Below are 25,354 nucleotides of genomic sequence, written 5' to 3' on the forward strand. Positions count from 1 at the left end.
AAAACTCTTTCTTAACTCAGTCTTTCCAATGATGTCAATGTACGTTCTGCAAAGAAGTAAACTCCTTCACTTTGTGATCTTTCGTCTGTTTTTAGTGGGCCTGCCTGGACTCGAACCAGGGACCTTTACATTATCAGTGTAACGCTCTAACCACCTGAGCTACAAGCCCCGCTCCAGCGAGCCAAAGCCGGCTCTCACAGATTCTGATCTCTCAACAAACTAACTTGTTGATGGGAATAAAAACTTCCACAACCTCTAGGTCTTTCTTATATATGTTTGTAACAAACACTCACCTTATCATTCTTCTGGTCTTGCCAGAATATCTCTATAAAGGAGGTGTTCCAGCCACACCTTCCGGTACGGCTACCTTGTTACGACTTAGCCCCAGTCACTGGTTCTACCCTAACGAAGTCTGTTACCTTCCGCTTCAGGTCTACCCAACTCCCATGGCTTGACGGGCGGTGTGTACAAGGTCCGGGAACGTATTCACCGCATCATGGCTGATATGCGATTACTAGCGATTCCAGCTTCATAGGGTCGAGTTGCAGACCCCAATCCGAACTGTGACATGATTTTTGTGATTCGCTTACTCTTACAAGCTCGCTGCACTCTGTTCATGCCATTGTAGCACGTGTGTCGCCCTAGGCGTAAGGGCCATGATGACCTGACGTCGTCCCCTCCTTCCTCTCTACTTGCGTAGGCAGTCTGATCTGAGTCCCCAACTTAATGATGGCAACAGATCATAGGGGTTGCGTTCGTTGCGGGACTTAACCCAACACCTCACGGCACGAACTGACGACGGCCATGCAGCACCTTGTTTCGCGTCATTGCTGACTAATCCATCTCTGAATTATTCGCTCACATTCTAGCCTAGGTAAGGTTCCTCGCGTATCATCGAATTAAACCACATGCTCCACCGCTTGTGCGGACCCCCGTCAATTCCTTTGAGTTTCACCGTTGCCGGCGTACTCCCCAGGTGGATTACTTATCGGTTTCCCTTGGTCACTGACCCATCGGCCAACAACTAGTAATCATCGTTTACGGCGTGGACTACCAGGGTATCTAATCCTGTTTGATCCCCACGCTTTCGTGCCTCAGCGTCAGTTAATTCGTAGTGACATGCCTTCGCAATCGGTATTCCTCCCCGTATCTATGCATTTCACCGCTACACAGGGAATTCTAGCCACCTCCAAATCACTCAAGCTCTACAGTATCGAGGGCATGCATACAGTTAAGCTGCTGCCTTTAACCATCGACTTATAAAGCCGCCTACGCACCCTTTAAACCCAATAAATCCGGATAACGCTTGCACCCTCCGTATTACCGCGGCTGCTGGCACGGAGTTAGCCGGTGCTTATTCTAATAGTACCGTCAAATAGCCTCGCAAGACTACGTTTCTTCCCATTCAAAAGCAGTTTACAATCCAGAGGACCTTCTTCCTGCACGCGGCATGGCTGGGTCAGAGTTGCCTCCATTGCCCAATATTCCCTACTGCTGCCTCCCGTAGGAGTCTGGCCCGTATCTCAGTGCCAGTGTGGGGGATACTCCTCTCAGAGCCCCTAAGGATCATAGCCTTGGTAAGCCGTTACCCTACCAACTAGCTAATCCTACGCATGCCCATCCATATCCGATAAATCTTTTAATAAAAAACGATGCCGTTCTCTATGTTATGCGGTATTAATCCCAGTTTCCTAGGGCTATCCCCCTGATATGGGTAGGTTGCATACGCGTTACGCACCCGTTCGCCGGTGACATTGCTGCCCCCTCGACTTGCATGTATTAAGCCTGCCGCTAGCGTTCATCCTGAGCCAGGATCAAACTCTCCATTGTAAATTACTTTTACTCGTAAGCGTTTGCCTTTCTCTATATTTTACCTAGCTTTTCGTTTCAACTCCTAAAAGCCAAAACTAGTGCTTCCATCTTTATCCCCAACAAGTTAATGAACTTTCTCCCACCGTAGTGAGCTTGTGCGTCTCAGCTATCTTTCCGCTTTCGCCGCTCTTCTATTTTTAACCCCGCTCGCCTTCGTTTCTGCGTGTCTCTCGTCGTTTGGGAGTGCAAAGGTAGAGACAATTTTTGACAACGCAATACCTACTCCAAAAATATTTTTGAGGTTTTTTTAGCATTTTTCTATAACCTTCACAAAACCAATATTATGCGGTTTAAAAAAATTTTAAACTTTTTTTTGAGAATGCAAAAATCCCCTTAAAAAGTACAATAGAGGCCATTTCTACTCCATATCCCTATTATTACTCTATTTGATAAGAAATATAAATTATATCAAATGCACCTACCCACAGAAGCACCAAAGAACCCATATCAAAGTACCGGCTTGAGACCGAATAGTTGTTAAACTCGAATGGTGGGAGATAATAAAATAGTTAGCAGAGCAAACTTTGATCTTAAAGTATGAGAACTGCAAAATAAATGAATGTTGAATCAAAAAACTACTCCCCCTCTGTAGAGAATGCATAAATAAATGATTTGGCACTCCTACTTTTTCATGCCCCTCCTTAGTAAAGCGAGCTTGGATCAAAAGTTGCGGACAGAGGGAATACAACACTTACCTTTAAAAATATAAACCTGCCATTAACTTAGAACTTAAAATGGATCTTCTTTCAAAATCTAGCCACCATGCCTCTCCTTGTTTAAGGAAGAAGAAGAATACTAAAGAAGTCTGGAGAGGTGTCCCATATTATCACAGCGTTTTCACATTAAACTAAAAGAATGATCTACACGCTTTCTGAAACTCATTAATAAGGTTGGGTATATATATAAGTATGGATAAGACCCATGGCTCTCTATATAAAAATGCAGATAGGATAAATATTCAAATCTATACCATAATAAAGGAAACCTCTACCAAATGATCTATTTCCTATAAAGAAGTAAAGACCCAAGTATGCACATGCTTAATCTCCTTCTCGCCTACAGAAAGCAATGAACACATTTCCCAAAATAAAAGTTGAATCTAAACCAACACCTGGTACAAAAACTGTAGCATATCGACGAAGACCTTTTGGAAACACAGATACAAGAGCTCCCTTACACTACATTTAAGATTTCCGAAGAGTGCAACACCTCCTTTCCAAAACTTTGGAACAAAAAAAATAGGACGAGATAGCAAGCAGAAAAGGCATCAGTTAAAACCCTAGTAAATCTAAATGCAGGCTGCCCCTCTATACCTATCTATATATAGCATCAAAAAGACAGGAAGAAAACTAAATAGACCATTCTGCTAGTTGCCAATCCCTAAAATCCTACATATATAAAAAGTAGCCGGCGATTATAGTGAAACACTCTATGACAGGAAGTAAGATGGGAAGCACATTACTCAGTTAAGAAATAACCTTTACCTATCTTATCTATGAAGAATATTAAGAAAAGGGTTTTAAGGATCTGCTGACACCCATACAATACCTATCCAAACACGTAGATCCATCTTATAAAAATAACCAAAAAAAAGGACATTTCCAAAAAAAATTAAAGGTTTACTATAGTAAATAACTTGATATTCAGCAGACAAGGGACTGATGTTAAACTGCTGATGTAAAGACTGATCAACATAAGCTACCCTTCCAAACACACAAATAGCGAAATTGCACGAAAAAAAATAATACGAAACAAGACTTATTTTCGTCTAAAGAAAATACCATTTTACAGATTCCTAAGTTTGGGAACTATTTGAATATCGACTTTCTTTTAACTTGATTCTCAATACTTTAACTTCTATTTAAAATTGTTCTAAATTTTTTGAATTCCCGAAATTTCACAAAGCAGATTTTGTTACCAACTATTCCTCCATTAGTTTTGCAGTCTGGATGAAATAGCAATATTCTGTTAAATATGTTACATATCATTACGAGGAAATTCTTACTACTGTTTACCGTTGTATTTTTAACGGCACAAGGAGTAAAAGCACAAGAAGCTGAAGCTTCTGCCGGAGGAAGCACTGGAGATGCAGTAGCGGGAGAAACCCTTTTCAAGAACAACTGTAAACAATGTCACTCTCCTGAGGAGAAAATTGTGGTAGGACCGGGCCTAAAAGGCATTGAAGAGAGAAGAGACTTTGCTTGGATCAAAGCTTGGATCAATAACCCGGATAAAGTTATCAATAGCGGCGACAAATACGCAGTTGATCTTTACAACAAATACAATAAGCTACAAATGACTGCATTCCCTTCTTATGGAGAGAAGGAGATTCATGATATTTTGGCTTATATTAAGAAAGCAAATGAAGCCCCAGCAGCAGCTGCAGGTGCCGTAGCAGGAGCTACCACTACTGGTGGAGAAGCTGGAGGCGGTAAGTTCTTTAATATCATACTAGTATCCTTACTAGCAATTATGGTATTGGTTCTTGTAGCCCTTCTTTCTGTGATCCGTTTATTAAGCACAATGAACAAATCAGAAGAAGACATTAACCAAGAGGTACAAAACCCTGAGCCAAGCTTCGGAGAAAAACTTAAAGTACTATTCAGCAATAGCACAGTAAGATCTGCAATTATTTGGTTATTTATCATCTTAGGTACTAAAGCTACACTAGATGGTTTGTATAGCATAGGTGTTCACCAAGGATATGCACCGGCTCAACCTATCAACTTCTCACACAAGCTTCATGCAGGTGATATGGAGATTGATTGTGGATACTGTCACACAGGCGTTTACAAAGGAAAACAAGCAGGTATTCCTTCCTCAAGCATCTGTATGAACTGCCACAACACGATCAAACGTGAATCTCCTGAAATTCAGAAGATCTATAGAGCTATTGAAAATGATACCCCAATTGAATGGGTACGCGTTCATAACTTACCTGATTTGGCCTACTTTAACCACTCTCAGCACACAGCTGTTGGCGGTTTGGATTGTGAAAATTGTCACGGTGATGTGAAAAACATGGAGGTTATCCAACAAAGAAGTACATTAACTATGGGTTGGTGTATCGACTGTCACCGCCAAACAGATGTAAACTCAAAAGGTAATGCTTACTACGACAAGCTCCTTACTGCTCACAACGAAGTCTCTTCAAAACCTATGAAGGTGGCGGACATCGGTGGTCTGGAATGTGCTAAATGTCACTATTAATTACCTTTAATCAAAACTAGAATTTTACTTATATTATACTCATGGAGGATACTAACAAAAGGTATTGGAAAGGTATTGAAGAGTTAAAGAACGATATCAACGTAGTTAAGAACGCCGATAGAGAATTTAACTCTGAAGAAATAGAAGGCGGAACCTATAGAAGGGATTTCCTAAAGGTGCTAGGCTTCGGTATGGCTGCAGTTAGCTTAGCTGCTTGCGAAGCACCGGTTAGACATACTATTCCTTATCTAAATAAGCCTACAGACGTTGAACCTGGTATTCCAAACTACTACGCTTCTTCATATGTACAAGGTGGAGATTACGCCAGCATTCTTGTAAAAACGGTAGAAGGAAGACCTATCAAAATTGAAGGAAATACCTTATCTCCGGTTACAAAGGGAGGCGTGAGCGCCCAAATGCATGCATCGTTATTAGCTTTGTATGATAATGACCGACTAAGAACTCCTACAAAAACTGGAAAAGAGATCTCTTGGGAGAATCTTGACAAAGAAGTAAGTGCTGCTTTAGCATCATCTTCTAACATCAGAATAGTATCAAATACTATCTTATCCCCTACTTTCAAAAAGCTGATTGGTGAGTTTACAGCTAAATATCCATCAACAAAATGGATACAATACGATGCTAACTCTTCTTATCCTTTAGTTCAAGCTAACGAAAAGAGCTTTGGAAAAGCAGCGATTCCCACCTATAAATTTGAAGATGCTGAAGTTATTGTAGGTATTAACGCAGATTTCTTAGGTACTTGGATCTCTCCTTTAGAATATAATGTTGGATGGGCAAAAACAAGAAAGGTAAACAGCGGTAAAGACGGATCGAAAAACATGTCCCGTCATTATCAGTTTGAACCTACCATGACCATCTCAGGAGCAAACGCAGATTATAGAGGCCGCTACAAACCATCACAAGAAGGTTTACTAGTGGCTAATTTATACAATAGAGTAGTTGAAAAACTTGGCCAAGGATCTGCTCTACCGGTACAAAAGGTAGATTTCGAATTCATTGACAAGTGTGCGAAAGACTTGGTTAAAGCAGGATCAAAAAGCTTACTTGTAAGCGGATCTTCTGACGTTAACACTCTAGTTATCGTAAACGCCATCAACGCTCTTTTAGGTTCTGTCGGTACTACTATTGACTTTGCAAATACAGTTAACTACCGTCAAGGTAATGACGCTGAAATGGCTCAATTCGTTTCCGATTTGAACGCCGGATCCGTAGATGCAGTCATCTTCGTAGATGCTAACCCTGTATTTGACTATGCAGGAGGAGCAGAACTAGAAGCTGGTTTGAAGAAAGCTAAATTAACGGTTGCCATCGCTGATAGAGCAGATGAAACGGCTTCAAACTGTACGTATATCGCATTAAACACTCACTTCCTTGAAAACTGGGGTGATGCTAATCCAAAAGTAGGTCAATACTCTTTGGTACAACCTACCATATCTAATATCTTCCAATCCCGTCAACCTGAAGCTAGCTTCTTGAAATGGATGGGATCCAATACTAGTTACCATCAGTATTTGAAATCCAACTGGACTGCGAATATCTTGAATGGTGCTTCTTGGTCAACTGCTCTTCATGACGGTGTATTTACTAATGGAGTAGCAGCTCCTGCGGGTGCAAGCTTTATCGGAAACGTTCAAGAGGCTGCAGCACAAATAGCGAATCCTAAAGCTTCTGGAATTGAATTAGTAGTGTTTGAAAACGCTATTATCGGAACCGGTAAGAATGCCAACAACCCATGGTTACAAGAAACTCCAGATCCAATCTCTAAAGTAACTTGGGAAAATACTGCTGCTTTTTCATTAAAAACAGCTAACGAGCTAGGCATCGCACAAGGAGACTGGGTTAAAGTAAGTGTAGGATCAACTAGCGTAGAGCTACCTGTTCTTATCCAACCTGGACAAACTGACGGTACTGTAGCTATTGCAAGAGGTTACGGAAGAACAAAAGCCGGTAAGTCAGGCAATGTAGGTGTAAACGTACTTCCTTTATTAAAAGGAGCTAAAGGTGCTAGCAACTACTGGGCTGACGGCGTACAAATCGAAAAAACAAAATCAGGATATAGACTAGCCCAAACACAAACCCATGAAACATACATGGGAAGAAAGGCAGTTATCCAGGAGACAGTTCTAAGCGAATACGTGAAAAACGTTAAAGCTGGACGTTTCGAACCTATGATCTCTACTTCTGAAGGTCTTAAGAAACCAAATACCATTTCCCTTTGGAACGGTCACGAGAAGAAGAATCATAGCTGGGGTATGGTAATCGACTTGAACACATGTACGGGTTGTGCAGCGTGTGTGGTTAGTTGCCAAGCTGAAAACAACATCCCTGTGGTAGGTAAAGCGGAAGTAACTCGTGCAAGAGAAATGCACTGGATCCGTATCGACCGTTATTATAGCACTGATGCTCCAAGAGAGACGGGATATAATCCAAATGGATATAAGGCAATGGAAGTAGCTTCAGAAAACCCTGAAGTTGTATTCCAACCCATGTTATGTCAACACTGTTCTAATGCACCTTGTGAAACGGTTTGTCCTGTATTGGCCACGACTCACTCTTCAGAGGGCTTGAACCAAATGACTTATAACCGTTGTTTCGGTACTCGTTATTGTGCTAACAACTGTCCTTACAAAGTAAGACGTTTCAACTGGTTCAAATACTTCGAAAACGATGAATTTGACTATGCATTCAACAACGAGCTAGGAAGAATGGTGATTAACCCTGAAGTAACAGTAAGATCTAGAGGGGTTATCGAAAAATGTTCCATGTGTGTACAAAGAATTCAAGCTGGTAAACTGGTAGCTAAGAAAGAGAAGAGAGCAGTGAAAGACGGAGACATCCAAACTGCATGTTCTTCATCTTGTCCTACCGGAGCCATCACTTTTGGAGACATGAACAATCCTGAATCTGCAATATCTAAATTGTTAGCTGTAGAGAAAGAAGGACGTGCCTTCCACATGTTGGAAGAAATCAATGTTCAACCGCAAATCAGCTACCTGGTTAAGGTTCGTAACAAGGATATAGAAGATTCAAAAGTACTTTCATAATTAGTTATTTATTAAGCCGAACTGAAGAAATAATATGTCATCAGTAGTTTCACCGATAAGAGAACATTTGGTAACAGGCGGTAAAACCCACCACGATGTTACTGAAGATATTTGTAGGCACGTTGAGGCCAAACCCACAAAGGAATGGAAGATTGCTTTTACGATCGCTTTGATCGTATTAGCATACGGTACCTTCTGGGTAGCCAGAACCTGGTGGGAAGGTCTAGGTGTATGGGGTCTTAACAAAACAGTAGGTTGGGCCTGGGATATCACCAACTTCGTATGGTGGGTAGGTATCGGTCACGCAGGTACCTTGATCTCTGCCATCTTGCTTTTATTCCGTCAAAAATGGAGAACATCCATTAACCGTGCAGCTGAAGCGATGACCATCTTCGCGGTAATTTGTGCGGCTTCATTTATCTTATTACACATGGGTAGACCATGGTTAGCGTACTGGGCACTTCCATTACCTAACACCTTCGGTTCCCTTTGGGTAAACTTCAACTCCCCTCTAGTATGGGACGTATTCGCAATCTCTACCTACTTCTCAGTATCATGTTTATTCTGGTACATAGGTATGATTCCAGATTTAGCGACCATCAGAGACCGAGCTACAGGTATTAGAAAAACCATTTACGGTGCGCTTTCATTAGGATGGACAGGAGGTGCTAAAACCTGGGCTCGTTACGAAGACGTTTCTTTAATTTTGGCAGGTCTATCTACTCCCCTAGTACTTTCCGTACACACCATCGTATCCTTTGACTTTGCTACTTCAGTAATACCGGGATGGCACACCACCATCTTCCCTCCTTACTTCGTAGCGGGTGCGATCTTCTCTGGATTTGCCATGGTGCAAAACCTAATGTTGATCACTAGGGTAGTATACAAATTAGAAGACTATATCACTTTGGAACATATCTCTTTGATGAACAAGATCATCACTTTGACAGGTTCGATTGTAGGTATTGCTTATATCACAGAGTTCTTTATAGCTGCTTACTCAGGAGTAGAATATGAGAAATATGCGTTCTTAAACAGAGCTACAGGTCCACTTTGGTGGTCATATGCAGCTATGATGACGTGTAACGTACTTTCTCCTCAAGTATTCTGGAGTGAAAAACTTCGTAAGAACATCGTACTATCTTTTGTCATTGCGGTAATTGTAAACATCGGTATGTGGTTTGAGCGTTTCGTAATCATCGTAACCTCTCTACACCGTGACTACATTCCATCTAGCTGGACCTACTTTACACCTAGAATGGGGGATATCGGAGACTACTTGTTCTCCTTCGGATTGTTCGGAACATTGTTCCTGCTCTTCTCTAAATTCCTTCCGGTGATTAACATGGCTGAAGTAAAATCTGTATTGAAATCTTCAAGCGAAAAAACTCCCGGAGATAAACATTAATTAAATCGAATTTAAGACTATAACAATGGCTGCAAAAAGATATTTAGTAGGAATCTTCGGAGATGAGGATATAGTACTTGAAGCTGCAGAATCAGTAAGAAAACAAGACGTTAAGATCCAAGAGGTGTACTGTCCATATCCTGTACACGGATTAGATCACGCTTTAGGATATGAAAGACCAAGAATGGGGGTACCTGCTTTCTTCTTTGGTTTAACCGGAACCACTTTAGCGTTTCTTTTGACATTTTGGACTTTGGGCGTTGACTGGCCTATGAATATTGGTGGTAAGAACTTTATTCCTTTCCCTACCAACATTCCGATCGTATTCGAATTAACCGTGTTATTAGCGGCATTTGGTATGTCCTTTACATTCTTCATAACTGAAGGTTTAGGGCCAACAAACAAACCGGTGATCTTCGATGAGCGTTCTACAGACGATAAGTTTGCAATGGCTATCGACCTAAGTAAAAATACAATATCTGATGAAGAAATCACCCGTATTCTAAAAGATGCAGGTGCAGAGGAAGTGAATGTTAAAGAGGTTTAAAATTATGAAAATGAACAATAGATTAGCAGGTTTACTACTGTGCACTGCATTTGCTGCCGGTCTTACTTCATGTGACCGCACCCAAAGAACGGGTTGGGAATTTGCACCTAACATGTACAATTCCGTAGGGTATGAAGCACAGACCCAAATCGACAAAAATCCTGTAAACCCTCATGGAATGAACATGAGATTACCGGTTGAAGGAACTATTTCTAGAAGAAACTATCATACTACTTTTGCTACAGGTGATAGCACAGAAGTAAAAGATTTGATGCTATATAACTTGACCAAGAACGATGCGGATAAGTCTGACGCTTTAGCTAACCCTATCCCATTGACTCCGGAAACCTTAGCAGAAGGAGAAGTACTTTACAAAAGATACTGCTCTCATTGCCATGGAGCAACCGGTGGAGCGGACGGAAAGGTAGCAGACATCTACAATGGTGTACCTACTTATACTTCAGACGCGGTTAAAGGACTTTCTGCAGGACGTATCTTCTTTACCATTACACATGGTAAAGGAAGAATGTGGCCTCATGCAGCACAGGTGAATCCTGAGGAGCGCTGGAAGATCGTACACTTTGTACAAACCCTTCAAAAAGGTAGCTGAGATAGTTAAGAAAAGAAATTTATTATTGGAATATAAGTTAACAATATAATGGCTCACAAGCACGATATACCCTCACTTGACGAATCATTTGAATTTAGTCCGGAGCTGAAAAAGAAATTGCTTCTGTCGGCTGTAATTGGAGTGATTCTGGTAGCTCTAGGTGCATTTCTCATTTCAAAAGGATGGACTCCAGGCTCACACCACGAGGTGGCACACCACGATGCCTCACACGATGCCGGTCATCACGGTGCTACCCTTGCTAACCGATTGGTAGCAAATCTATGGATGAACAGTGTATACTTCATAGGTATCTCTTTGGTAGGATTATTCTTCATTGCTTACAATTATGTAGCAAAAGCAGGCTGGATGGCTTCCATCAAGCGTGTTGCAGAAGCGTTCCCTTCCTTTGTCATCGTGCCTGCCGTAATAATGCTGGCCCTATTTTTGATTCCTTCTACTCGTCACATGATATTCCACTGGACGCATGACGGAATCATGGATCCTAATTCACCTAATTACGATGCTATCATTGCTACGAAAAGTTGGTTCTTGAACGTTCCTTTCTTCGTAATCAGAATGGTGGTTTACTTTGTAATATGGTATTACCTATGGTTACAAGTTCGTAAATTCTCTCTATTAGAAGATCAATACGGGGGATTAGAATACTATACAAAAAGTAGAAATTACTCAAAGATCTTTTTGCTATTCTTTGCAGTAACTTCTTCAACTGCTGCTTGGGATTTAAGCATGTCAATTGATACACACTGGTTCTCCACTATGTTCGGTTGGTATCACTTATCTTCTTGGCACGTAGCAGGTTTAGCAGCTATCATGTTAACTATTCTTTTACTTAAAGAAAATGGTTATTTGAAAGCGGTTAAAATGAGTACCATCCACGATTTAGGTAAACTTATTTTTGGTTTCTCTATCTTCTGGACTTATACATGGTTTAGCCAGTACTTATTGATATTCTATGCAAACTTGCCTGAAGAAACCATCTACTTTGAAGAGAGGGTAAATGGATACGGTGGACGTTATTTTGCTCCATTTATCATCAATTTGATCTTGAACTTTGTTTTCCCATTCTTGATCTTAATGGCGCGTAATTCTAAGCGTAACTTCACTCTGTTGAAATTAGCTTGTTGCTCTATCCTTTTAGGTCACTGGTTTGATTTCTATCAGATCATCATGCCTGGTGTAGCAAAAGATCAAGGTGGTATCGGTATCATCGAAATCGGTACAACATTGACGTTTGCCTCTCTACTGATATATTTCGTGGCTAATCAATTGACAAAAGCGAACCTATATCCTAAGAAGCATCCGTTCCTAGAAGAAAGTGTTCACCACGATATATAATTGTAAAACAGCGTTACTTTTTATAAGATGATATACATAATAGCAATACTGGCCATTCTGTTTGTAGTATTAACCTTTAAGGTGATATCACAAACCAGAAAGATTATCAATAAAAACAAAGTGCAGCCTGGTACTGATTCAGAGTATCTGGGAGCTCCGGACGCGTCAAATAACTTCAACGCTATAGCATTGATGGCATTCTGGGTATTAGCGGTGATAGGAATTGTATTTTCCTACATTCACTATTCTCAGTTCTTCTTACCTGAAGCGGCGTCTGAGCATGGAAAGAGAACAGATTTCTGGTTCTGGGTGTCCATGTCCATCATTACAGTGGCATTCTTCCTAGTAAACACTTTCTTGTTCTTATTCTCCTATTTATACAGACATAATCCAAAGAGAAGAGCTACATTCTCTACTCACAATAACACCTTAGAGATCATCTGGACATCAGTACCTGCTGTAGTAATGACCGGATTAGTACTTTCAGGTTTAGTGGTATGGAATGATATCACAAGCGAAGCTCCTGAAGATGCTGAAGTGATAGAGATTACCGGACGTCAGTTTGCATGGATGGTAAGATACCCTGGCGCGGACGGTCAATTTGGTAAGTCTAACTACAAATTGATTGATGACGGTAGCGGTAACCCTATAGGTGTAGACTACACGGACGCAAATTCCTTCGATGATTTCTTCAACTCTACTGAACTACACATTCCTAAAGGAAAACCTGTATTGTTAAAGATCAAAGCTCGTGACGTATTGCACTCCGTATTTATTCCTCACATGAGGGTAAAAATGGATGCTGTACCGGGCATGCCTACTAAATTCTGGTTTGTAGCTGACAAGTCTACTGCAGAAATGAAGGCTATGCTAAACGATTCTGAATTCGACTACGAAATTGCATGTACTGAAATCTGTGGTAAGTCGCACTTTGGTATGCGTATGGTATTAAAAGTAGACGAACCGGCAGAATATGAGAAATGGAAAGCCGCTCAAAAACCTATGATTACCTTGAACCCTGACTTATTAAACAAGGTTCCAGAGAATCTTAAGGCTAAGGCTATGAAGTTTATAGAAGTTGACCCAGCTGCTGCAGCTGCACCAGCAGATTCAAGCGCAGTAGAAACCAAGTAAGAATTTTTAAAACAGTAGATAAACATTATGGCAGCTCATTCAATAGCAGAAGGACACGGTCATCATGAGGAGCATCACGAGCAGGGCTTCTTCAGCAAGTATATATTCTCTCTTGACCATAAGACTATCGCCAAACAATACTTGATCTCAGGTATTATCTGGGCGATCATTGGAGGATTGATGTCTGTAATATTCCGTTTACAGTTGGCATTCCCTGATATGGACATGTCCTTCCTAAAACCCATCTTGGGTCACTGGATCAATGAATCCGGAAAATTGGACAATAACTTTTATCTGGCCCTAGTGACCATGCACGGTACCATCATGGTATTCTTCGTGTTAACAGCGGGATTGAGCGGTACCTTCTCTAACTTATTGATTCCTCTTCAAGTTGGAGCAAGAGATATGGCTTCCGGATTTATGAATATGATCTCTTACTGGTTATTCTTCTTAGCTGGTGTAATCATGTTTGTTTCCCTTTTCTTACCTCACGGACCAGCAGGTGGTGGTTGGGTAATCTACCCTCCATTAAGTGCTCTTGAAGAAGCAAACCCTGGATCAGGCGCAGGTATGACCCTTTGGCTAGTAGCAATGGCCATCTTCATTGCTTCAAGTTTATTAGGTAGTATTAACTACGTTACTACCATCTTGAACTTGCGTACCAAAGGTATGTCTATGGACAAGTTACCATTGACCATCTGGTCTTTCTTGTTCACAGCCATTTTGGGTATCTTATCTTTCCCAGTGTTATTCTCTGCTGCCTTGCTTTTGATCTTTGACAGAAGCTTCGGTACCAGTTTCTTCCTTTCAGACATTTACATTCAAGGTCAAGCTCTTCCAAACCAAGGAGGTAGCCCTATCCTATTCCAGCACTTATTCTGGTTCTTAGGACACCCTGAAGTATATATCGTTATCTTACCTGCATTTGGTATTGCCTCTGAGGTAATCTCTACAAACTCTAGAAAGCCGATCTTTGGTTACAAGGCCATGATCCTTTCTATGTTAGGTATCATGTTCCTGGCGTTCATCGTATGGGCTCACCACATGTTCGTTACGGGTATGAACCCATTCTTGGGATCTATCTTCATGTTATTGACGCTAATCATTGCTGTACCATCAGCTGTGAAAGGCTTTAACTACATCACTACCCTTTGGAGAGGTAATTTGATCTTCACTCCGGCGATGTTGTTCTCTATAGGTATGGTATCCTTCTTCGTATCCGGAGGTTTGACAGGTATCATATTAGGTAATGCTGCATTAGATATTCAATTGCACGATACATACTTCGTAGTAGCTCACTTCCACCTAGTAATGGGATCATCTGCATTCTTTGCTATGATCGCCGGTGTATACCACTGGTTCCCTAAAATGTATGGAAGATTAATGAACCCTACTTTAGGATATATCCACTTCTGGTTGTCATTCATCGGTGTATATTTGGTGTTCATTCCAATGCACTACATCGGTATCGCAGGATTCCCAAGAAGATACTATCAGTGGTCAGGTTTCAAAGTATTTGATACTTTCCACGATCTAAACATTGTGATTACTATAGCGGCTATCGTAACCGTATTCGCTCAGTTCATCTTTGTTTACAACTTCTTCTACTCTATGTTCAAGGGTAAGAAATCTTCTCAAAACCCTTGGAAATCGAACACATTGGAGTGGACAACTCCTGTAGAAGTAGGTCATGGCAACTGGCCGGGAGAGATCCCAACCGTTTACAGATGGCCATATGACTACTCTAAACCGGGAGCAGCTGATGACTTCATTCCGCAAACCGTTCCTTTCTCTGCTACACCAGAGTCTAATACTCCGGAAGAGAACGAACTAATTGCGAGAGAAAAAGAAATAGAAAACATTAAGTACGATCATTCGATCCCTGATTGATAGGTAGTGAGATCATTTAGAAAATTTGCTGTCATTACAATAGTCGCCGTCATCTTCTTGATATTTGTCGGCGGCTTTGTAAGGGCAACGGGCTCAGGAATGGGATGTCCGGATTGGCCAAGATGTTTTGGCAGATGGATACCTCCCACCTCTATAGATCAACTTCCGGCAAATTATCAAGAAATCTTTGGTGCTAAACTTAAAGGAGAAGTAGAGTTCAATGCTACTAAGACCTGGACAGAATACATCAACAGATTAGTAGGTGCATCTGTAGGCATATTTATATTCATTACCGTAATATTAGCCTATAGAACCCAAACAGATAGAAAGATTTTTTATATCTGTTTATTATCGTTCTTTCTAGTATCTTTTGAAGGTTGGTTAGGTGCCAAAGTAGTGGCCACAGAATTAGCTCCAGGAATGATTACACTACACATGGTAGTGGCAGTGATTATCCTGGGACTGTTAATTTGGGCGGTACTACACTCCTACTCTGACACTTCTTTCCATACAGGAAAAGAACAGAAATCAGATCTACTTTTCTTATTGATGATGGCTTTGTTCATCACTATCGGACAGATCATCTTCGGTACACAAATAAGAGAAGGAATAGATCATGCTCAAAGATTATTAGGGGATCATAACCGAAGTCTTTGGGTGCAAGAAGTAAAAGGTAAAGTAGTTTTCCATGCTATTCTATCTATAGGAATTTTAGTATTACATGGACTAATTTATAAGAAGGTAAAAAGCAGATTTGAGGGGAAGGTCCTTCGAAGGTTTGCAAGTTGGGCACTGATACTTGTCATTTTAGAGATGTTATCCGGTACTCTTTTGAGCTTAGCAGGATTCCCTGCAGCCTTGCAACCTCTCCATTTGACATTTTCAACTGTCATAGTGGCAATTCAATTCATTCTGTATTTTATCCTTGCAAAAAGGAGTAAATGAATAACACGATAAACATATCGGTAGGTGACAAGTTGAAAGGATACTTTGCTTTAACAAAGTTTCGCTTGTCTATGACTGTAGTGTTCAGCAGTTGTTTCGGGTTTGCAATTGCGGCTCCCCAACTGAACGCGGGTGCAATATTATTATTTGCACTGGCCTCCTATTTGGTGACGGCTTCAGCCAATGTCATCAACCAAATCAAAGAAAAGGAACTAGACAAACTGATGTCTCGTACTCAAAATAGACCACTTCCATCCGGTTTATTGAGTGTACAAGAGGCCATTGGTTTTAGTGTATGGTGTGGTGTACTAGGATTAGGTATCCTTTTCTATTTCTATAATGTCTATGCATTCTTGTTATCCTTCCTATCGCTATTGTTGTATGGCTTTGTGTATACTCCTTTAAAAAGAGTAGGACCAATAGCTGTAGCGGTGGGAGCCTTACCAGGAGCATTTCCTCCTATGATTGGATGGGTAGCCTGCACTGGACATTTTGGTTTAGAACCGGGTATTTTGTTTGCCATACAATTCTTCTGGCAGTTTCCACATTTCTGGGCTATCGCTTGGGTATTGGACGAAGACTACAGTAAAGCCGGATTCAAATTACTTCCATCTAGTGGAGGAAGAAACCTATCATCCGCTTTGCAGATTATGTCGTATACCTTGTTTTTGTTACCTCTTTGCTGGGTACCTTATTACCTAGGAATGACGGGCATCAATTCAGCGGTGATAGCACTCTTGTCCGGCATACTGTTTTTGAGTCAAACCTTTCAGTTGATGAGACAGCAAAGCAATAAGGCAGCGTTGAAACTCATGTTTGGTTCGTTTTTATATTTACCTGTTGTACAGATAGCGTATCTATTGGATAAAGTATCATGATGGCAAAAACGCAAAATATCAAACCGATCTATACGGTAAACCCATGGAAATTTATCATATGGTTGTTTATCATATCGATCATCATGCTGTTCGCTGCGTTCACCAGTGCATATCTGGTACGTAGAGCGGAGGGCAACTGGACTGAATTTGAAATACCTGTTATCTTCTATGTGAGTACAGCAGTACTATTATTAAGTAGTGTAAGTATGCACTTCTCTGTGAAGGCGGCGAGAAAGGGAGATACCGGAGTTTTAAGAAAATGGATTACCGTAACTACTATAGGTGGTCTACTGTTCTTATTATTCCAGGTTTTGGGTTGGCAAGATTTACAAGCTGCCGGTGTTTATGTGAAAGGTAATCCTGCAGAGTCATTTTATTATGTTCTGACGGGCACGCACCTATTTCACGTAGTAACAGGTTTGGGAGTATTATTATTCGCCTTTTATAGTACCTTTAAAGGAGACATTACCATCACACAAATGGAGGTATGTGCTACTTATTGGCACTTCTTGGATATCCTTTGGGTATATCTGTTTCTGTTCCTGATTTATTTCAGATAGTAACTTTTGAATTAAAATAATAGATTTATAAATTTGTTCGAATTTTTAACTTACACGTATGGCAGTTGAGAAAACATCTATAAACCCTCCTCACCTTTTATGGCAGGGTGGAACCCAACCACTGAAGGCAGGTTACGGTAAATTAATGATGTGGATATTCCTACTTTCGGATGTCTTCACATTTTCAGGTTTCCTGGTGACTTACGGTCTTATCCGTTTCGGTTACCCTACCTTTAGCGAATATGTCCCAGGCATGACGCACAAAACTTTCGAGTTTTCTCAGCATTATTGGCCTATACCTGAAAAAGTATTTAAGGCAGTGCCTTTATTCCACGGGCTAGATGCTCCATTGGTATTCGTAGGTATCATGACCTTTATTTTGATCTTCAGTTCCGTGACTATGGTATTAGCTGTGGAAGCAGGACACAGAAGAGACAAGGCAGATGTGGAGAAATGGATGCTATGGACCATTTTAGGAGGTTTTATCTTCCTAGGATCTCAGGCATGGGAATGGACTCACTTCATTCACGGTACAGAAGAAGGTTATACCTTAGAAAATGGTATGAAGATCTTTGGTGCTAAACTTGGTATTAACGAGTACGGTCCACCGAACTTTGCAAACCTATTCTTCTTTATCACAGGATTCCACGGTTTCCACGTATTCATTGGTGTTCTTTTAAATATCATGGTGTTCTATAACACCGCTAACGGCGTGTATGAGAGAAGAGGGCACTATGAGATGGTTGAAAAAGTAGGTCTTTACTGGCACTTTGTAGATTTAGTTTGGGTATTTGTATTTACCTTCTTCTACCTGGTATAAAACATTAATATTAAAGTTATTGACATGGCAGCACAAGTTGAAAGACAAAAACCCAATACAAAACACCTTTGGAAAGTATTCTGGATTCTATTAGGCCTTACCGCTTTAGAATTCTTGGTAGCCTTCCAAGTGGATGCAGATCACTACAAGTGGACAAAGATCTGGATCTTTGTAATCATGACTATCGTTAAGGCGTACTATATCGTAGGTATTTTCATGCACTTGAAAAGTGAGACAAAAGCCTTCATTTGGTATATGGTTTTACCTATTATGTTTGTGATTTGGTTAATCATCGCCCTACTGATTGAAGGGGATTATGTAGGAACCGAAAGATTATTTTAAATGAATAAATCCTGGAAGACCGGAATACTCATAGCAATATTGGGTATTCCGGTTTTAGCTTTTCTATTCCTCAAAATCTTTGGCAGGAATAACTTTGATCTACCGTACTTTTTCCCCGAAATGGATGAAGAAGGGGAAGTGATCATGGTATCCGGAGATACGCTCTTTTCCACTGCACCTGAATTTACCTTACTCGATACCAAAGGAGATTCTGTGACCATAAAAAATGGTTCTATCAAGGTGATTAATTTCTTTTTCTCCAGATGTGGGACCATCTGCCCTATAGCCAATACATTTATGGCAGAAGTAGCAGATAATTTCAAGCATAAATCAGATGTACAATTTTACGGGATCACGGTAGATCCCAAATACGATACACCCGAAATTCTTCACACCTATTCCAGAGCATTAGGTATAGAAGGTTTGAACTATGAGCTTTTGACCGGAGACAAGAAGTACATCTATTCCCTCTGCTTAGAAGAATTTCATCTCCCCGTTGCTGATGCCTCAGAATATGATCCTGGCATTACAGATATAGATCAAATGTTTATTCATTCTGACAAGGTACTGCTCATTGACCAAAACGGTTATTTCAGAGGGATTTATTCGGGTACACAAAAGGATGAAATGGACAGACTCAAACTAGAAATTAAAGTATTATTAAGTCAAAATGAAAGTAGGGATTAAGACCATAAATGTAGTTTCCATAGCAGTGGTGGTAGTGGTGATGATCATGTTAGGCATGCGTCAAAAACCGTATATTGGCGAATGGACTAAACAACTTACATTAGTTAACGCTATAATCAACTCATTAACGGCCTTCTTCCTTCTTTTGGGGCTATATTTCATCAAGCAAAAGAATATCAGTGCACATAAGAAATCCATGAGTGCCGGATTCGGACTTGGAGGTCTGTTCTTAGTGTTTTATGTTCTTTACCACATCAGTAATGAAGAAACAAAATTTGGAGGAGAAGGATTTATCCGATATTTCTACTTTTTCATATTAATAACGCACGTTTTAGCCTCATTTGTGGTTTTACCATTAGTACTACGCGCTTATTATTACGGGTGGATCAGAGAAGATGCAAAGCACCGAAAAGTGGTAAAGTATGCTTATCCCATCTGGTTATATGTTTCTATCACTGGCGTAATAGCTTACTTGATGATTCGTCCGTATTATCCTTTTTAAGAGATGAAAAGATTTATAGTTATTACCCTCTTATTCTTGATCAGTACTGCTTCTCAGGTTATGGCTCAATGTGCCATGTGTAGAGCTACAGTAGGCTCTAACCTTAGCGAAGGAAGAAATACTATAGGAACAGGTTTGAATTTTGGGATTTTATACCTTTTAGTTATTCCTTACCTGATAGCAGGTTTAGGGGTATATTTCTATATCCGCGCAGCAAAGCAGCGACTAAAAGAGCAAGGCCTGGCTTAAGTAGTACCGTTCAATAAATTCTAATTCAATTTCTTAGACTCATTCATGGAACATTAAGGATGTCCTTGTAATATTAGGGTATCGCCATGAAAAATTCTATTTTCAGCCAATGGACCTATTGGCTTAAAGGATCTTTTATGGCCTAACCATATAGCCATGAAAACCAAAAAAAGAACTGAGTCTCTCTCCAATTTCTACCTTATCGATTTAGATACAGGAATTTACACACTTTCTTATTGCAATTCTACCAGAATCAAATTTCAGGATTCTGCTGGCAGCCCTTACATATCAGTTCCTCCCCGGTATTTTTTAGGTTATATCCAGTACACTTCCAATTATTGAAATAATCAATTTTTCAACCTAATCATACTTACTATGGATGAATTTGTAGGAGTAATTAGACTTTGCTCCGGAATGTATGTACCTAAAGGGTTTTTACCCTGCAATGGGCAGCAGCTCCCTATCAATCAGTATCCCGCGCTCTTCGCAGTCATAGGCATCACCTACGGTGGCGATGGCACTTCCTATTTTAACCTGCCTAATTTTAACGGACGAGCACCCGTGCACGCAGGAACAGTACCTGGTCTGACATCCAGAACATTAGGACAAGCCGGAGGCACAGAATCAGTTACAATGACAACGGATCAGATACCCGCACATAGTCATCCCGTAGCCGGTACAAACGTTTCCATACAGGCCACCGTACATGTTAGTGGCCATCAAGGCTTGATGTCTGCACACACATTTCCAAAGCACTTTTTTGCTTACCACCTTGATCGCCCAAGAGATATCCTTTAAGAGGATTAGATCATAACTCCCCACAATTCTTTGCGGTGTTATACTCTTTACCTTAGAAAAATCTTTCATCCAGGCAAAATAAGACAGGACGAGAGCCTCAATGAGTAGCCCTTTCTTCTTATGACTTAGTGTAAAAAACTTCCTCACCATCTCTCGCAAAAACTTAATAATGCCTGAACTCCCTCTGAGATGGAAACCTTATCAGTAGAAATCACCTGATCTACTTGAGTCGGAGTTTCATACGGTGAGCTAATTCCTGTAAAATCTGCTATTTCCTTTGCCAATGCCTTTTTATACTAGCCCTTGGGATCTCTTTCTACGCAAGTACCTATGAGAGCATCTATATAAATCTCACAGAAATTCTTGCAAAAGGATCTTACTTCCTTCCTTACATCAGCAAAAGGAAAAATCAGTGCCACAATAACTACATGACCCTGACCTTACAAAAGAGCTGCCAAACGCCCAATTTGAAGATTATGCAACTTGCGAGATTCTTCATCAAAACCCCTGCGCTCCAATATATCTCTCAATTCATCCCCATCTAAGTAGATAGGTAAATTACCATTATTTTGAAGTTCAGAAATTAAACCTTTCGCCAAGGTCGTTTTACCCGCACCACTCAAACCCGTAAGCCACAATACACCCGGCTTCATCTAATGTACTCCTTTTTAAGAAGTTCTTGAATAACACGCTCAACCTCTGCTCTGCATACCTGCTCTTCAACTTGGTATTCTTCTCGCAGCGCATGGATTATATCTTCGGAATCTTCTCCTTCAGATACCATTTGAAAAATACGGAAATAGGTCTCATTCATGGATTGATATTCGTTTTTTTCAACATCCATCAATACTCCTTCCTCGCCCAACTGGGTAAAAATTACCTTCTTTGTGTTTATTATATATTTCATGACTTACCAATATCCAAATTTTCTCATCATAGGCTCATTAAACATCCTGATCTTATGAACCTGATCCTTCGTTAATTCCTCTTTCCATCTTCCCACCTGCCCCTTAAAAAAGAAGTCCGTTGTAGGATCTAATTTTTCCTTAAATCCAAATTGCTGTACCTTCGCTTTTAACCTCTCAAATGCCGTAAGATCTATTGCTTTTTGAATTACTTCCGGAGAATAAGTTAATCCTGCCGCTTTAACCGCTAAGCTAAAGGTTTCAAAAGGCTTCTCCTTTAGGTCTTCATACCTCACAAAGTGAACTGGAAATTCAGGATATTTTAACCAACTTTCTACATGCTCTGACCATGTACCTAAAGGCTGCTTAAATTGATTAAACCAACGCCCCTTCTTTCCTAGAAATGCCAAATCTGAATTGCAGATAAAGCTATTGATTGCCACATCTACACCTCTATTCAAATGATTAGCCAATGATAAAGCCACATCTAAAGGATTTCTTAAAATGTAGATTGCAATCCCTGCATTTCCTCCATAAATCAAGGGTAGACCATCCACAGAAGAAAAAGTATAAGCATCATGAATCTTAATAAATTGCTCTTCTTTGGGATGCAAATACTTAATAGCTTCCCTTTGGTACAATACCATTTCTCGATCTGACAAATAGGAAGCGTCCATATCCAAAATGTTTTCCACTCAATATTTACTAGAATAAATGCCGTCAGTCTGATGTGCATTAAGATCCGGTTCCTTGCCAGATTTTAGTGCGCTTATAAAACTTCTAAACCAGGTATTACCCGACTTCGGATAAGACGCCAGCCAAATAATATTCCTATCAATCAAGCCTGTAAAAATTGATGTGCAATTGCAGAAGAAAATTCATCGAAGGTTTTCTTACCTTTTGGTCGGACAGCTTTATAGACGGAAAGTCTCTTACAAATTTCCGTCAAAAATGTAAAAAGCAATTTATTCTTTTTCATTCCCGCTAACCATTGTCGCCTATAAACAAACTGGCTTAACAGGGTCATAGCTTCCGTCTTCAATAATTGATCTATACTGATCCCTTTGGCACCCTCTTCTTGTAATATTAGAATATTTGCTACCTCTCTTTTCTCAGCCAAAAATTCTTCATGAAAATAGAAGCCAAATTTCTCTTGCTCTACATTAGAGCGTAGGGCCTTCCCCTCTATTTTTTGGTAAACGTTTTGATGCTCTAAGGTCTCATTTCACAGTCTGGTCATAGGATATGAAGCATAACATTTATCCCCTTGAAAAGTTAGCACACAGGTGTTATCTGTAAATATGGAATAACCTTTCGAATTGAGGAATGTAGCAGTAGTAGACTTACCCGCTCCCGAATTTCCAGCAAAAAGGATAACCTTACCTGTAGGATCAAGGACGCCAGAAACATGCAAGGGTATGGAATTCCTCTGCATAATGGCTGCGGCCAATGCATTTGAATAAAAATACAGAAGCACACTATCCAGATCCCCTACCTTAGGTCCTATGCAAATGTATTGGCCATTCCTGATATAGTAATTGCCAATCTCGGGGACTTTATACAACAATTCCTTCTCATTAAATTGAGAAAAGGGCTTATAACATTGGGGGCAGAATCCCTCAGGAGTTTGACTTACTTTCACGTGTATGCCATCCTCCGTGCCTTTATAAGGCATTAATGTTTTTAGCTCGACTCGGAATAGATCGGTACACCAAAAGCTTGGTATTTAAAATTCATGACTATTCTATAAAGTAAGGGTGGACAAATATAAGCGTTTAGCGTATATTCCAAGCACCCTTACATAAAAAAAAGGAAGCAACATTCGTTACTTCCCTTTTCAGCGCTGTAAATTTTATATTACTTCAAAATGAACTCGGTTCTAGAACCTGATTTGATACCTGCTGCATTAACATATGCATTTGTTGGATCTTCATCAGCTGCGCCTTCGTAAGCTAATCTGCTCTTATCAATACATTTTTTGCTCAATAAGAAGTTATAAACTGCTGCAGATCTGGCAGTCGCTAATTTCATGTTTTTCGCGTCTGCAGGACCATCGTTATACGTACGGATAGTCAATTTTGCATCTTTACATCTTTTGATCACATCACAGATCTTTTGCAATTGTGCGTTAGAAGCTGCCTTGATTCTGCTAGTTCCAGGGTGGAACTCGATGCTTTGAGCTGCATAGCTAAGAATGTCTAATTCATCTTTGGTGATAGCACATCCGCTAGCAGATTTAAATCCTTTCAATAAAGGAACGCCATCTTTATAATCTTCAGGACATCCAGCATTATCCACTAAACCTGCAAGGTTAGGACATTTATCTGCTACATCCGGAACTCCGTCTCCATCAGCATCAGGACATCCTGCAGCCGCAGCAGATCCCACTTTGTTCAAACAGTTGTCGATATTATCAACTACACCGTCACCATCTGAATCAGGACATCCGTTTAATTCTGCAGTACCTGCTGAATAAGGACAAGCGTCATCTTTATCTGCTATTCCGTCACCATCAGAGTCAGGACATCCGTTTGCTGTACCTGCTTGATCAGGACAAGCATCGTCTTTGTCTGCTACGCCATCGCCATCTCTATCAGGACATCCTTGTAGAGAAGCAAGACCTTTTACATCTATACAAAGATCATCTTTATCTGCTACACCGTCACCATCCGTATCAGGACAACCTTGAAGGCCATGTGAACCTGCTACATCCGGACAAAGGTCAAATTTGTCAATCACACCGTCTCCGTCTCTATCAGGACATCCTTGGAATTTAGGAAGACCGATTTCATCCGGACACATATCACATTTGTCTACTACACCGTCACCATCAGAGTCTTTGTCTCCGAAACGGTAAGAAGCTAAAACATTACCTAAGAAATAACCGTCCTTTCTGTCCGGGTTACCAGCAAGTGAAAGTCCGTCTAAGTAGTCAGAAGTAGAGAATCTGTATCCTGCTTCTAAACCTAAGGTCCAACGATTTGAAACGTTGTATTTCACACCCACACCCACTGGAAATACCACTCCCAAACGGTTGCCGAATTTGTCCATTTTCTCACGGTCTTGGGCTAAAAGTGCTGGATTTACAGGAAAAGTAGCGCCCGCCTCCTGAGTGATGGTTGGATTTGAGTAAGTAACACCTACTCCGGCAAAAATATATGGTGATAATCCATTTTTCAAGAAACCGTCACAAGTGAATCTACGTTCGCGGAACGGATAATATTCACCAAGTAATGCTGCTTCTACGAAAGGGGAGGATTTAAAACGAAGTCTTCTATAATCCCATTGATCAATTGGGCTATCTAAATCTCGTCCGGCCAAACGACCCACAAGAATTTGAGGTCTTAAAGAAAAGAAGTCATTCAAGTGTCTTCTAGCAAACACACCGCCCATAAAGCTGTTTTGTGAAGCATATGGTTTGCTGCAGTGCATATCACCGAAGTATTGATTCACGCCAGCTGTAACTCCAATCTCCCAAGGATATGGCTTACATACCTGACAAGAGTCCTGTGCATTTGCGGTAAGTGTACCGAATGCAAAGAAAGCTAGAATAATAACTCTTAACTTGTTCAT

22 protein-coding genes, 1 tRNA gene, 1 rRNA gene and 1 pseudogene are annotated in these 25,354 nt (G+C 40.5%); 17 read left to right on the forward strand and 8 right to left on the reverse strand.

All coding sequences use genetic code 11. The annotated features are described in order from the left end of the window. Positions 1-95: 95 nt before the first annotated feature. A tRNA-Ile gene (locus LBYS_RS10860) sits at positions 96-169 on the reverse strand. Positions 170-329: 160 nt separating this feature from the next. Then, a 16S ribosomal RNA gene (locus LBYS_RS10865) occupies positions 330-1,830 on the reverse strand. Between the two features lie 2,016 nt (positions 1,831-3,846). Here LBYS_RS10865 and LBYS_RS10875 point away from each other — a divergent pair. The 17 genes from LBYS_RS10875 to LBYS_RS10960 all read left to right on the forward strand — a co-directional run bounded on the left by LBYS_RS10875 (position 3,847) and on the right by LBYS_RS10960 (position 20,876). Then, entirely contained in the window at positions 3,847-5,082 is a 1,236-nt protein-coding gene (locus tag LBYS_RS10875) for a cytochrome c3 family protein (protein ID WP_013408924.1), read from the forward strand. Positions 5,083-5,123: 41 nt separating this feature from the next. Continuing rightward, on the forward strand, positions 5,124-8,150 hold the full coding sequence (locus tag LBYS_RS10880; protein WP_013408925.1) for a TAT-variant-translocated molybdopterin oxidoreductase: 3,027 nt from the start codon (positions 5,124-5,126) through the stop codon (positions 8,148-8,150). A 34-nt stretch (positions 8,151-8,184) separates the two neighbouring features. Beyond that, the gene (gene nrfD, locus LBYS_RS10885) at positions 8,185-9,558 is read left to right on the forward strand and encodes an NrfD/PsrC family molybdoenzyme membrane anchor subunit (protein ID WP_013408926.1); all 1,374 of its coding nucleotides are present in this window, start codon (positions 8,185-8,187) and stop codon (positions 9,556-9,558) included. A 25-nt stretch (positions 9,559-9,583) separates the two neighbouring features. After that, positions 9,584-10,105, forward strand: coding sequence for a DUF3341 domain-containing protein (locus LBYS_RS10890; protein WP_013408927.1), 522 nt, complete (start codon positions 9,584-9,586; stop codon positions 10,103-10,105). Between the two features lie 10 nt (positions 10,106-10,115). Then, a complete protein-coding gene (locus LBYS_RS10895) occupies positions 10,116-10,715 on the forward strand; it encodes a c-type cytochrome (protein ID WP_229310411.1) in 600 nt (199 codons plus the stop codon). A gap of 48 nt (positions 10,716-10,763) precedes the next feature. Beyond that, positions 10,764-12,071, forward strand: coding sequence for a hypothetical protein (locus LBYS_RS10900; protein WP_013408929.1), 1,308 nt, complete (start codon positions 10,764-10,766; stop codon positions 12,069-12,071). Between the two features lie 27 nt (positions 12,072-12,098). Then, on the forward strand, positions 12,099-13,205 hold the full coding sequence (locus LBYS_RS10905; RefSeq protein WP_013408930.1) for a cytochrome c oxidase subunit II: 1,107 nt from the start codon (positions 12,099-12,101) through the stop codon (positions 13,203-13,205). A gap of 27 nt (positions 13,206-13,232) precedes the next feature. Then, positions 13,233-15,095 (forward strand): cytochrome c oxidase subunit I, encoded by a 1,863-nt coding sequence (locus LBYS_RS10910; RefSeq protein ID WP_013408931.1) that lies wholly within the window; start codon positions 13,233-13,235, stop codon positions 15,093-15,095. Positions 15,096-15,101: 6 nt separating this feature from the next. Then, positions 15,102-16,040 (forward strand): COX15/CtaA family protein, encoded by a 939-nt coding sequence (locus LBYS_RS10915; protein ID WP_013408932.1) that lies wholly within the window; start codon positions 15,102-15,104, stop codon positions 16,038-16,040. Beyond that, the gene (gene cyoE / locus LBYS_RS10920) at positions 16,037-16,918 is read left to right on the forward strand and encodes a heme o synthase (RefSeq protein WP_013408933.1); all 882 of its coding nucleotides are present in this window, start codon (positions 16,037-16,039) and stop codon (positions 16,916-16,918) included. Before LBYS_RS10915 ends, cyoE begins: the two co-directional genes overlap by 4 nt. Next, entirely contained in the window at positions 16,915-17,478 is a 564-nt protein-coding gene (locus LBYS_RS10925; RefSeq protein ID WP_013408934.1) for a cytochrome c oxidase subunit 3, read from the forward strand. The genes cyoE and LBYS_RS10925 overlap by 4 nt, the downstream gene beginning before the upstream one ends. 58 nt (positions 17,479-17,536) lie before the next feature. Beyond that, positions 17,537-18,298: a cytochrome c oxidase subunit 3 gene (locus LBYS_RS10930; protein ID WP_013408935.1), complete on the forward strand. Its 762-nt coding sequence runs from the start codon at positions 17,537-17,539 to the stop codon at positions 18,296-18,298. A 24-nt stretch (positions 18,299-18,322) separates the two neighbouring features. Next, positions 18,323-18,640 (forward strand): cytochrome C oxidase subunit IV family protein, encoded by a 318-nt coding sequence (locus LBYS_RS10935; protein ID WP_013408936.1) that lies wholly within the window; start codon positions 18,323-18,325, stop codon positions 18,638-18,640. After that, entirely contained in the window at positions 18,641-19,327 is a 687-nt protein-coding gene (locus LBYS_RS10940; protein ID WP_013408937.1) for an SCO family protein, read from the forward strand. It abuts the gene before it with no gap. Then, complete coding sequence (locus tag LBYS_RS10945; RefSeq protein WP_013408938.1) at positions 19,311-19,829, forward strand: DUF420 domain-containing protein; 519 nt, start codon at positions 19,311-19,313, stop codon at positions 19,827-19,829. Before LBYS_RS10940 ends, LBYS_RS10945 begins: the two co-directional genes overlap by 17 nt. Before the next feature lie 3 nt (positions 19,830-19,832). After that, a complete protein-coding gene (locus LBYS_RS10950) occupies positions 19,833-20,078 on the forward strand; it encodes a CAMCR motif-containing small membrane protein (protein WP_013408939.1) in 246 nt (81 codons plus the stop codon). A gap of 375 nt (positions 20,079-20,453) precedes the next feature. After that, a complete protein-coding gene (locus LBYS_RS10960; protein WP_013408940.1) occupies positions 20,454-20,876 on the forward strand; it encodes a phage tail protein in 423 nt (140 codons plus the stop codon). Between the two features lie 143 nt (positions 20,877-21,019). Here LBYS_RS10960 and cysC read toward each other — a convergent pair. The 6 genes and pseudogenes from cysC to LBYS_RS10990 all read right to left on the reverse strand — a co-directional run bounded on the left by cysC (position 21,020) and on the right by LBYS_RS10990 (position 25,354). Continuing rightward, positions 21,020-21,529, reverse strand: a pseudogene (cysC, locus tag LBYS_RS19645) (adenylyl-sulfate kinase). Next, complete coding sequence (locus LBYS_RS10970; protein ID WP_013408941.1) at positions 21,526-21,783, reverse strand: PqqD family protein; 258 nt, start codon at positions 21,781-21,783, stop codon at positions 21,526-21,528. Before LBYS_RS10970 ends, cysC begins: the two are co-directional and overlap by 4 nt. Before the next feature lie 3 nt (positions 21,784-21,786). Continuing rightward, on the reverse strand, positions 21,787-22,458 hold the full coding sequence (locus tag LBYS_RS10975; protein ID WP_041823622.1) for a sulfotransferase domain-containing protein: 672 nt from the start codon (positions 22,456-22,458) through the stop codon (positions 21,787-21,789). A 161-nt stretch (positions 22,459-22,619) separates the two neighbouring features. Then, entirely contained in the window at positions 22,620-22,901 is a 282-nt protein-coding gene (locus tag LBYS_RS10980; protein ID WP_041823624.1) for a hypothetical protein, read from the reverse strand. Positions 22,902-23,006: 105 nt separating this feature from the next. Continuing rightward, the gene (locus LBYS_RS10985) at positions 23,007-23,456 is read right to left on the reverse strand and encodes a hypothetical protein (protein ID WP_041823627.1); all 450 of its coding nucleotides are present in this window, start codon (positions 23,454-23,456) and stop codon (positions 23,007-23,009) included. Positions 23,457-23,638: 182 nt separating this feature from the next. Next, complete coding sequence (locus tag LBYS_RS10990) at positions 23,639-25,354, reverse strand: OmpA family protein (protein WP_013408942.1); 1,716 nt, start codon at positions 25,352-25,354, stop codon at positions 23,639-23,641.

It is taken from the genome of Leadbetterella byssophila DSM 17132, assembly GCF_000166395.1.
GTDB lineage: Bacteria > Bacteroidota > Bacteroidia > Cytophagales > Spirosomataceae > Leadbetterella > Leadbetterella byssophila.